This window comes from Prosthecobacter sp. (assembly GCF_020439865.1).
Classification (GTDB): domain Bacteria; phylum Verrucomicrobiota; class Verrucomicrobiia; order Verrucomicrobiales; family Verrucomicrobiaceae; genus Prosthecobacter.
Genome location: NZ_JAGRPF010000222.1, coordinates 1 through 10,928, shown reverse-complemented (window position 1 = coordinate 10,928; position 10,928 = coordinate 1). Strand labels below are relative to the sequence as shown.

The 10,928-nt window shown below is 60.4% G+C and carries 11 protein-coding genes and 1 pseudogene; 5 read left to right on the top strand and 7 right to left on the bottom strand.

Annotation, left to right across the window (positions count from 1 at the left end):
* From KDL09_RS24105 to KDL09_RS24085, 5 genes are all read left to right on the top strand, one after another.
* Positions 1-242 (top strand): hypothetical protein (locus tag KDL09_RS24105; protein WP_294391123.1); only part of this gene is annotated, 242 nt, incomplete at its 5' end.
* Positions 243-296: 54 nt separating this feature from the next.
* Positions 297-707 (top strand): hypothetical protein, encoded by a 411-nt coding sequence (locus tag KDL09_RS24100; RefSeq protein WP_294391121.1) that lies wholly within the window; start codon positions 297-299, stop codon positions 705-707.
* Between the two features lie 271 nt (positions 708-978).
* On the top strand, positions 979-3,066 hold the full coding sequence (locus KDL09_RS24095; RefSeq protein ID WP_294391118.1) for a TonB-dependent receptor: 2,088 nt from the start codon (positions 979-981) through the stop codon (positions 3,064-3,066).
* 97 nt (positions 3,067-3,163) lie between these two features.
* Complete coding sequence (locus tag KDL09_RS24090) at positions 3,164-3,868, top strand: PepSY domain-containing protein (RefSeq protein ID WP_294391116.1); 705 nt, start codon at positions 3,164-3,166, stop codon at positions 3,866-3,868.
* Between the two features lie 32 nt (positions 3,869-3,900).
* On the top strand, positions 3,901-4,905 hold the full coding sequence (locus tag KDL09_RS24085) for a sialidase family protein (protein WP_294391114.1): 1,005 nt from the start codon (positions 3,901-3,903) through the stop codon (positions 4,903-4,905).
* 66 nt (positions 4,906-4,971) lie between these two features.
* On the opposite strand, the gene KDL09_RS24080 is transcribed toward KDL09_RS24085, so the two are convergent.
* The 7 genes and pseudogenes from KDL09_RS24080 to KDL09_RS24050 all read right to left on the bottom strand — a co-directional run.
* Complete coding sequence (locus KDL09_RS24080) at positions 4,972-5,400, bottom strand: hypothetical protein (RefSeq protein WP_294391112.1); 429 nt, start codon at positions 5,398-5,400, stop codon at positions 4,972-4,974.
* A 121-nt stretch (positions 5,401-5,521) separates the two neighbouring features.
* On the bottom strand, positions 5,522-6,091 hold the full coding sequence (pyrE, locus tag KDL09_RS24075) for an orotate phosphoribosyltransferase (RefSeq protein WP_294391110.1): 570 nt from the start codon (positions 6,089-6,091) through the stop codon (positions 5,522-5,524).
* 13 nt (positions 6,092-6,104) lie between these two features.
* The gene (locus KDL09_RS24070; RefSeq protein WP_294391109.1) at positions 6,105-6,860 is read right to left on the bottom strand and encodes a hypothetical protein; all 756 of its coding nucleotides are present in this window, start codon (positions 6,858-6,860) and stop codon (positions 6,105-6,107) included.
* A gap of 31 nt (positions 6,861-6,891) precedes the next feature.
* Positions 6,892-8,616 carry an LptF/LptG family permease gene (locus KDL09_RS24065; protein WP_294391106.1) on the bottom strand — a complete coding sequence of 575 codons (1,725 nt, stop codon included), beginning with the start codon at positions 8,614-8,616 and terminating at the stop codon, positions 6,892-6,894.
* A 120-nt stretch (positions 8,617-8,736) separates the two neighbouring features.
* Complete coding sequence (locus KDL09_RS24060) at positions 8,737-9,999, bottom strand: PQQ-like beta-propeller repeat protein (protein WP_294391103.1); 1,263 nt, start codon at positions 9,997-9,999, stop codon at positions 8,737-8,739.
* Positions 10,000-10,136: 137 nt separating this feature from the next.
* A complete protein-coding gene (locus KDL09_RS24055) occupies positions 10,137-10,709 on the bottom strand; it encodes an NADH-quinone oxidoreductase subunit C (RefSeq protein ID WP_294391100.1) in 573 nt (190 codons plus the stop codon).
* A 12-nt stretch (positions 10,710-10,721) separates the two neighbouring features.
* Positions 10,722-10,928, bottom strand: a pseudogene (locus tag KDL09_RS24050) (NADH-quinone oxidoreductase subunit B); the annotation flags it as partial.

The following is a 10,928-nucleotide window of genomic DNA, read 5'->3' as shown; positions in this document are numbered from 1 at the left end:
TCCGGCTCGTGACGGTGAAAACAAGCGACGGCAAAACGATCACCGGCAGTCTGGAGGGCGAGGACGATGAACGCGTGGTGCTGAAGCCGAATCCGCTCGCGCCGGACAAGAGCGAGATCGGCAAGGCAATGATCAAGGAACGCACGATCTCCGATGTCTCGCCCATGCCCGCCGGTTTGCTCAACACGCTCAAGGCCGACCAGATTCTCGACCTGCTCGCGTGGTTTGAGGCGATGAAGTGAAACGACTTCTCCTTAGTTGACACGTATCAGCGCATTTCCCATACTCGCGTCCCAATGTCTCACCGAACCACGCCTTCCCTGCTGCCGCGAATTGCGCGGCTGGTGGTTGTGGGTGCGATCTGTCTGTCGCTCGGCATGCACTGGGCGCTGTTGCAGGGCATCGCTTGGACGGGGATGTTGATTTCCTTTGCCCGCGAAGGAGCGGTGATGGAAGCGGTGCAGAAGACCTTCGACGGCCAGCATGGCTGTCCTCTCTGTCACAAGGTCAAGGAAGGCCGCGATGCGGATCCCAGCCAGCCTCAGCAAACGGGCCAGTCCGTGAAGAAGATCGATGCGGTGCTGGTGCCTATTACCCGCCTGATCGCTCCTGCGGCAGAAACTGTTTCCTTCGTGATGACTCACGAAACTTTGGTGCGACGCAGCAAGCTGCCGGAGACGCCGCCGCCCAGACGCGAAGTGGCCTGAGGCTCGAACGCACGATCGCATCACACGGTCGTGATGGATCTCGCGCCCGGCCATCCTCCTTAGAAGCGGCAGCATCGCGCCACGGGCACACGGGCCTGTGGATTTTCATGCGTGACTGCCGTGGAGGCCCTTTCTGGTGAGCAGAGTGACACGGCGCAAGCTGTGTTTCCATCAGACGCCCCCGTCCGGCCGTTTTCCGGACGGGGGCGCAAAACTCACATCGCGCCACATCGCGCACCGACTTTTCATTTCCACTTTCCGCTTCGTTTTCATGAAACCATTTCCATTTCTCCTCCTGCTTTCTCTGACCAGCACAGCGTTCACACAAAACGCCGCACCCACGAAAACCACGCCGACTCCGCTTAAGGAAGTCATCATCGACGCAAACAAATCCCCCTCTCTCACGGTTCCCAGCCTTGAGGAAAAAAAAGAACAGCTCGCCAAGACTGTGCCCGGCGGTGTCGCCGTGATCGATGCCGAGCAATACAAGACCGGTCGTGCGGCCACGCTGAAGGACGCGCTGGACTTCGCGCCCGGCGTGCTCGTGCAGAGTCGCTTCGGTGCGGAGGAGGCGCGCATCGCGATCCGTGGCTCCGGCATCCAGCGCACCTTCCACGGCCGCGGTTTGTGGCTGATGCAGGACGGCATGCCGCTGAACCTCGCCGACGGCGGCTTCGACATGCAGGCGGTCGAACCGATGGCTGCGCAGTACACGGAAATCTTCCGCGGTGCAAACGCGCTGCAATATGGCGCAGCGACGCTCGGCGGTGCGATCAACTTCATCTCGAACACCGGGTACACCGCCTCGCCGTTTCAAGCGCGCTTTGAAATCGGCAGTTTCAACACACGGCGTGCCCAGATCTCCTCCGGCTTTGTGAGCGGGAACACGGACGTCTATGTCAGTATCACCGCGGCGCACACCGACGGCTTCCGGGACTGGAGCGAGCAGGAAAGCCTGCGCGTCTTCGCCAACATCGGCACGAAGATCAGCCCCAACCTTGAAAACCGCTTTTACATCACCTGGGTGGACAGCAAGTCCCAGCTCCCGGGCAATTTGACGAAGGCGCAGATGGAAAACAATCCGCAACAGGCCGCCGCGGCAAACCTCGCCGGCCGCCAGCGTCGTGATTACCGGCTCTTCCGTCTCGCTGACAAACTCACCTACTCCGACGGCGACCAGTCGCTCACCCTGTCCACGTTCTGGAGCTGGAAAGACCTCGATCATCCCATCTTCCAAGTCATCGACCAGCTCAGCAACGACCTCGGCTTCGACCTGCGGTATGACGGGCACAACCGCCTGTTTGGCCTGGAGAACGACCTCACCGTTGGCACCGGCTTCATGTATGGCAACACGCAGGACCAGCGCTTCCTCAACGTCGGTGGTCAGCGTGGCGCGAAGGTGGCGGACTATGAGCTACAAGCCATCAACTACAGCCTCTACTTCAACGACGTCCTACACCTCACGGAGCGATTCTCCCTCACCGCAGGCCTTCAGTGGCTCTATGCCAACCGCGACTTGAACGAGCAGACCCTGTTCGGGCCGGACAACACCGACCGCATCTCCTACACCGGCATCAGCCCGAAAGCGGGGCTGATCTACGAGATCGATCCGCAGACGCAGATCTATTTCAATGCCAGCCGCAGTTTCGAACCGCCGACCTTTGGCGAGGCCGTGCCGGTCGGAGCCGGCGGCATCCTGCCGCTGCAGGCGCAAAAGGCCACCACGCTCGAAATTGGAACCCGTGGCGACCGCGATCGCGTCTCCTGGGACTTCAGCTACTACTATGCATGGGTGGACCGCGAGCTGCTCGCCCTCGGTGTGCCGGGCGTTGGGGCCACAACGACCACGAACGTCGGCAGAACCATCCACCAGGGCGTTGAATTCGGTCTCAGCGCGGATCTGCTGCGCAATCTCACCACCGCCAGCGACACAGACTTCGACCGTGTCACCCTGCGTCAGAACTTTTTCTGGAACGACTTCCGTTTCAAAGACGATCCCACCTTCGGCGACCGCCTCATGCCCGGCTTCGCACCGTTTTACTACCGTGCCGAGCTCGTCTATCAGCACCCCTGTGGCTTCTACTGCGGTCCCAATCTCGAGTGGTCGCCGCATCGCTATGCCGCGGACCTCGCACGCACCACATTCGCAGACCCCTACGCGCTGCTCGGCCTGAAGATCGGCTACCGCACCAAGAAAGGCCTCTCCTTCTTCATCGAGGCCCGCAACCTCACCGACGAGGTGTACAGCCCCACCACCAACGTGGTGCAAAACGCCAGTGTTCCTGCGCTCGGCGGGCCGGCGGTCTTCCTTCCCGGCGATGGCCGCGCGTTCTACGGCGGCATCGAATTTAAATGGTAGGCGTTGTGCTCCGCAAAGGGCGAAGAGGCACGATTCGTTCTTCCCCGCTCAAAGTCCTTTGCGGAACTCTTCTCCCTTCGCTCTTTGCCCTCTGCTCATGAACTCCCGTCTCATCCGCAAACTCCATCGCTGGCTCGGCCTCGCCTTCAGCGTCTCCGTGCTCATCGCCTCCGGCAGTGGTGTCATCCATAATGTGATGACACGCACGCAGGCACCGCCGCCGCAGGCGAAACCTTCCGGCGGCGGCATGGACGTGAATGCGATCCAGCTCAGCGTCGCGGAAGCCGTGTCGAAACTCAGCGAGGCAAATCCCGAAGTGCAGGCCGTGAACCTGCGCGGCATCGGCGGCGTGCCGTGGTATCAGATCTACACCAAGAGCACGCGTGCGCCGCAGTACGTCAGCGCTGTCGATGGCAAAGTCGATCCCGCGATGGATGAAGCCTATGCCGCCGAGATCGCGAAGAACTTCCTCGCCGGAGCGGAGGTGAAGAAGACGGACTTCCTCACCGCCTTCAACACGGAGTACATCAACATCTTCCGCATCCTGCCGGTGTATCGCTTCGATGCAGGCGACGCGCTCGACACACGCGTCTATGTCTCGACCACGACGGGCAGCGTGACGCGCCACACCGACAAGCAGCGTCAGTTTGAAGCGACGATCTTCACGAACCTCCACAAACTCGGTTTCATCCGGGACAAGGACACGCGCGATCTGGTGCTCACGGTGGTGACGTTCGGCATTTTCCTCGTCGCCTGCCTCGGCATCGCGCTGTTCTTTGCCACCCGGCCAAAGAAACGATGAAACTCGGCGGCGATTGGGTACGATTGAACATCATGCGCCGCTCCTTCCTCATCTCCGCTGCTGTTATCATCTCCGCCGGCCTGCTGCACGCGCAGGCGCCCGTGGCGGAACTTGTGTCTGTGGAAAAGATCTGGGACAAGGCCCCGCACAACGGCTACACCGACCTCACGCGCTACCAGAACCTGTTTTACTGCTGCTTCCGTGAAGGCGCCACTGCGACCAAGAGCGAAGGCTCCATCCGCACCCTGATTTCCGCGAGCGGCAGCAACTGGATCGACAACACCTTGGTCAGCGAACCTGGAACCGATCTGCGCGATCCCAAGCTCATCGTCACACCGGATGAAAAGCGCTTGTACCTGCTCTGCGGCGGCCAGTCCGACTCCCAGGGCGTGCAGCCGCGCTACTCGACCTCCATGGACGGCAAGGTGTGGACGCCGATGCAAAAGCTGCTGGCCAAAGGCGACTGGCTCTGGCGCGTGTCGGTCAATCCGGCCGACAAACGGTTTTACGGCGCCAGCTTCAACATTCACCCGAACTCTGGCGGGCCCGCACCCGAGAAGGAGTGGTCGCTGAAGACCTATGCGAGCGGCGATGGCTCCGTGTGGCAGCTTTCCTCGATCATGAACGTGCCGGGACAGCCGGCGGAGACGACACTGCGTTTCCTCAAGGACGGCAGCGCGCTCGCCTTGGTGGCGCGTCAGGGCGGCGACCGCAAAGGCGTGATCGGCATGGCCAAGGCTCCCTATCGTGAATGGACTTGGGCGGCGACGGGACTGCCGCTCGGTGGCCCGAACTTCATCGAGCTTCCGGATGGCAAGATCATCGCCGGCTCACGCGGATTCGGCGCCACGCCCGGTCCGCATATGGTGCTGTTCGCGATGACGCCCACCAGCCTCACACCGATTCTCGAACTCCCCAGCGGCGGCGACTGCAGCTATCCTGGCCTCTACTGGCACGATGATCTGCTGCACGTGACCTATTACTCCAGCCACGAAGGCAAAGCCGCGATCTATTACGCACGGGTGCGGATCAAGTAGGTGGTCTGACGTTTGAAGTATGGCGCGGCGGAAGTAGAGCGTCCAGAGCTAAGCGAACTAGCGGTGTTATCCGCCACCGCCACCACTGACTTGTTCTGCCGCTTCAGTTTCTTGGCGTAGTCGCGAGAGTTCCATTGAGCACCCCCGATTTTCAAGGTGCTTGCGAACCTGAATCAAGCCTTCAAATCGATCGTTCTTTTCGAGAATTGCCGTCTCCAGAACAGCAACGTCGATCGGATCAGTCTCGAGGTCAGGATCTCGGCGAAATTCGAAAACCGCAGACGAAACGGTGTGAATCAATCCGAGGAAGGAGGAGTGCTCGTTGAGCTGGAGAAACACTGGCTTCACGGGGCAGCCCGAGAAGTCGTAGAACTCAAACACGCGCGCCTCAACGTCCACTCCTTCGAATTCACGCCGTGCGTCTTCCAGTGTTTCGCAAAGCTGGAGAACACCGTCCTCGCGAAACACAAATAGCGGCCATTCGAGCTGAGCCATATTCTTGACAGAACCAGTAGGTGAGAAGCAATTCCGTCGAACAGGACAACAATGTTATATCCGACAGAGCTGTCAGTTAACGCTTCACTCAACCATTGAACGGAGACCCGTTCTGGCGAGCTCACACCAAATCCGCACGCGTGAACGCGGCGACGACGGGATAGCCTTTGCTCTCGATGGCTTCGCGACCGCCTTCATCGCGATCGACGAGAATGAGCGCGAAAGCGATCTTACCGCCTTCTTCTTCGATGGCTTCGATCGCCTTCAAGGTCGATCCGCCGGTGGTGATCACGTCATCGACCGCGACGACGAGCTGGCCTTCGGCAAAGTTGCCTTCGATGCGCTTGCCGCGGCCGTGGCCTTTCGGCTCCTTGCGCACGGTGAAGGCGGGTACCGGAGTCGCATCGCCGGCGTGAATCGTCTGCATCGCCACCGCGAGGGAAATGGGATCGGCTCCCATCGTCAGTCCGCCGATGGACTGCACCTGGACGCCGCGCTTTTCCTCTTCGGCGCGCATCAGACCATGCAGCACACGACCCACGAGGACGGCTCCGCGCGCGTCGAGCGTGGTGACGCGGCAATCGACATACAGATCACTCTCCTTGCCGGAGGCGAGGGTGAATTTGCCGGTCTTGACGGACTTGGCTTTGAGGAGCTGACGGAGTTCTTCGCGGTCTTGCTGGAGGGACATGGGGGCTTGAATGCTAGAGGCTGGAGGTTTCGTTGCTGGATTCGGTGGCGGCAGGTTCTGCTTCGCCTTCGGAAAGGGCTTCTTGAGTCGGATCTGATTCGTCGGTGCTGACAGGATCAGCGGATTCGGCGTCGGCGGGCTCTTCGGGGAACTGCTCCGGCTCTGCGCTGGAAACCTCGCCTGACTCGTCCGGAGCATCGGTCGCAGGCACCACGCCATCGACGGTGAGAGTGACGCCCACGGCTTTCGCCGCTTCTGCGGCGGGACCGCCGAAGGCGAGGATGGTGGCGACTTCCTCCTGGATCTGCGCAACTTCGTCGAGCTTCAGCTCAGGATCACGCACGATGAAAATCTCGCCGGTCTTTTTGTTCTCGTAGAAGAGCATCTTCGCGCCATCCACTTCCTTCTCGGCGGTTTGTACGATCTGGCGCTTTCGCTCGAGCATCAGGGCGAGGATGTAGCGGGCGTTTTCGGTCATGGGATCGCCCTCCTCGATGAAGCGCTGGAGCAGTTCATGCGCGGTTTCCTTCGGGGCGATCTCGGGCTTGGCCTCGACGATCACTTTCTGGTAAACGGTCTTCCAGGAGGCGATCGGTTTGCGCTGCTCGATTTCCTGCGCCCAGGCCTCGGCACAGACGTCGCGACGCACATAACCGTTTTCATCCGGATCAAAGTAGATGGCGGTGTGAAAGCTCTCTCCGTCCTCGAAGGGGCGTGCGGTGAGCGCGCATTCATGCGCGCGGCTGCGGATGGACCAGTTTTGCTGCATCAACGATGTTTAAAGTTTCAGGTAGGAAGTTTCAAGTTGCGGAGGCGCCGGGCAGGGAGGCATCCCCGCTGCGATTGCGCGGACGCGCGATCTGAGGTTTGAGCTTGGAGAACTTGAACTTGAAGCTGGGCAGGTCGCGGTTTTGCGAGCGGTAGTGGAACAGCACGAGACCGAGCGAGCCAAACAGCAGGTGCGGCATCCAAACCGTGAGCCAGGGCGGCAGGTGCCCGCCTTTGCCCAGATTGAGAAACAGATTGTTCGCGAACATGTAGATGAAGAAGATGAACACGCTGACGGCGATGCCCCCCACCGAACCACGCCGCGAATAGGCGACACCCAGCGGCGCGGCGACGAGCACCAGACTCAGCGCCTGCCAGGGCAGGGCAAAACGATGCCAGAAATGCGTGCGAAAGGACGCGAGCTTGTCGTCCGATGCCTTGGGATGCGCACGCAGGTAGGAGATGATCTCCGGCACGCTCATGAAATCCGCCTGCAGGGCATAGCTGACGATGCTCCAGGGTGTCTCGTCGATTTCAGGAACCTGAAGGACACGCTGGTGGTTTTTGTCTTCCGGAAACAGCCGGAAGTCCGTGACGACGCCGTTCTGATAGACCAGTTCCTTGCCATTATAAAAACGCCAGCCGGTTTGCGGCGTCCATCCCGCAGTGGGCGCGATGATCGTGCGTGACGGCTGGCCCTGCTCATTTACCTCACGAATCTGGACGCCGTGCAGGCGCTCCCGGCCACTGCGCAGGGAAAAGGGAAAAGTGCCCACATACCAGGTGCGCTGCGTTTGTTCGTTATGGAACATGATGGCGGACGCCATGATCGAATCCGGCGCATGCTGGCTCATGGCTCGAAAGATGGCCTCACGATTGCCTTCAGCACGGGGCGCCCAGTAGTAGTTGGCCACCATGTTCAACATGCAGGCGTACACGCTGCAGACAAAGATCGGCCGCAGCACCTGAAGGAGACTGCGCCCCGTGCCCAGCATGGAGATGAGCTCATTGGCCCTCGACATGCGGGTGAGCGAGTAAAGCACCGCGAGCAACAGAGCCACCGGCACAATCTGTGTGTAAATAAAAGGCAGCACGCCGAGGTAAAAGCGGATCACATCTCCCACGCTGGACTTGGAGTCTTGAAAGTCCTTCAGATTGTCCAGCAGATCCATGATGATCCACAGAGTGAAGAATGACACGAAGCAAAAGACCAGCGGATGCAGGAACGTCCTGAGCGTGTAGCGCTCCATGATGCCGATGCGTCGGTAGTATTGCAGAGCGAACGGTACCGAGATCAGCGCCAGCGCGATGAACACCAGCTTGAAGGCAAACGCGGTCGGAGCGGGAGGCTCGCCAATCTCCGTCATTTGCGAATGCGCGATGTAGTCGACCAAGTCGCTCGCGATGGCCCAGACGGCCACCGACCCACAGGCCACGCTCACGGGAAGCATCAAACGGCGAAGGTCTCCCCAGCACCGCCAGATGACGAGCAGCAGCACCGGCACTCCGAGCGTGACCCAGAGGTTGAGATAAGGCAGCACGCCGGAGAGCACCAGGATGCTTCTCGGTACATCCATCTGCGCCTGTTGTGCCTGCTGAATCGCCACGCCCACCGCATCATCCGGATGCGTGCGGTGCCAGCCCAGCATCATTGAAACGACCAGGACGGCAATGGCCATGCCAAAGGAGCTCCGTCCCAGGTAGGGGAGTTCACGAGCCTTTTGCCAGGCCTGGATCACACGTTGCAGCCACTTCATGCCAGAGAGGGGAGCCGAGAGTCGGCGAGAGGGCCGGATGCGTCAAGGCTGCACGACCACAGCACAAAAAGAAGCCCGGAGGTTTCCCTCCGGGCTTCGAGTGAGTTGAGGTGCGGTGAATCAGTTCACGTCCAAGCAGACGCCTTCTTTGGTGCTGCGGGCGTAGATCTTGCCACCGGCGAGGACAGGGTAGCTCCACACTTTGCCTTCGAGGACGTCTTTGCGGGCGACTTCGCTGTACTTTTCCGGATTGGCCGTGGCAACGACGACTTCGCCCTTGTCGCTGGTGGCGACGATCTTGTCGCCAACGAGGATGACCTGGCCGGGGCCGAAGCCAGCTTCCTTCCATTTGTCCTGGCCGGTGCGGATGTCGACGCAGGCGAGCGGGCCGCTGCCGTATTCTTTAAAGCTGAACATGCCATAGAGGTAACCGTCCTTCACGACCGGGGTGCTCCAGTGATTGAAGCACTCGTTTTCACGACGCCAGATCTGCTCGGCGGACAGTTTGCTGCCTTTCTTGCTGAGCTTGAAGGCACCTGCGCCGACGCCGTAACCGGCGCTGCAATAGACGATGTCTTCAAACACGACCGGCGAGGCGGCGGTGCTCACTTTGTAGGGGAACTCGGCGCGCCAGAGCACGTCGCCCTTCTTCGGCTCGACGCCGACGAGGCCGCTCTGCGTGAAGAAGATCGCCTGATGCACGCCAAGCACGTCGGCGATGATCGGAGTGGCGTGCGTCATCTTGTCGTCCTCACCCTTCCACACGACTTTGCCGGTGTTTTTGTTCAAGCCGATGAGCGCCTGACCTTTGCCGCCCCCAGCGAGCATGAGGATGTCGCCATCGATGAGCGGGGAGGCGGCGTTCTGCCACTTGATCATCTCGCCTTTGTTTTCCTTCATGACGTCGTGATCCCACACGGCTTTGCCGGTGGCGGCATCGAAAGCGAAGACGTGCAGAAGGCTGTCGATGACATAAACTTTGTCGCCGTCGATCACGGGCGAGCTGCGGGAGCCGTCGCCGCCTTTGTTGTCGCCGGTGCCGGCATCGCCGCCGCCGTCATACTTCGGGATGACGCTGAGGGGCTTGCTCCAGACTTCTTTGCCGCTGGCGGCGTCGAAGCAGGCGAGCATTTCGCCGGTGTTCCCATCGGTTTCACCGGTGACAAGCGTGTAGGCCTTGCCACCTGCAACGGCGAAGCTGCTGAAGCCGAGGTTCGTCGGCGATTTCCAAACTTGCTTGAGGCTCCATTTGGCTCCGTCGATGGCGGGGACAACGCCGTTGCCCGCTGGGCCGCGGAACTTGGCCCAGTCGGTGGATTCAGCGGAGAAGACGGTCGTCGCAAAAGCAAGACCGAGTGCGGTGGTGAGGTGGGTGCGTGTCATGATGAGAAGAAAGCTGCGGGCGGGTGAGAACGGGCAAGGGAACGAATCTTTTGCAGCCCGAAAACGAGAAGACCGCGGAGAATGCTGTTTTTAACTGATTTCTCCCCTGTCTTCCAAGCTCAATGATGTGACGAGTGTCACTCCACCGGCCGGTGGGAGCGCGGTTCGCGAGTCACGGTGTCACCAGGGCCTGCGCAGGTGACGAACGGGCCGTCGGCCATCGGCGCGACTTTGGTGAAGCCGACGTCGGGCATTTCGCTGGGCTTGCCTTCGAGCGGGAAATCTTTGCGCAGCGGGAAGAAGGGATAGCCTTCCCACATGAGGATGCGGCGCAGATCCGGATGACCACTGAACTTGATGCCCATCATGTCATACACCTCGCGCTCATGCCAGTTGGCAGTGGGCCAGATGTCGCTGACGGTGGGAACCTCTTCATCCTCGGCCACGGTAGCACGCACACGGAGGTGCTGCAGGTGGCCGTAGCCGTAGAGCTCATACACCATCTCAAACCGCGGCTCCTTGCCCATGTAGTCGAGGCTGGAAACATCGACCAGATAGTCAAAGTTCAGTTCGTCACGGCAGTATTTGAGAAGCGGTTTCGCACTCGCAAGGTTGACGACGAGCGTGTGCTCGCCGCGGAACTCCTTCATTTCGAGAACGGCGTCGCCGAACTTCTGCTTCAAAGCCTGTACCATTTCTGCCGCGTTCATGATCGTGAAGAATTAGGCGGTGAGTTCGTCGATGAGTTCCTTCTTCTGTTCGACGAAGGAATGTTCGGTTTCGATTTTGTGCTGCAGACGCATGAGACCTTCGAGAAGCGCCTCGGGACGCGGCGGGCAGCCGGAGATGTACACGTCCACCGGAATGAGCTGGTCGATGCCTTGAAGCACGGCGTAGCTGCGATACATGCCGCCGCTGCTCGCGCAGGC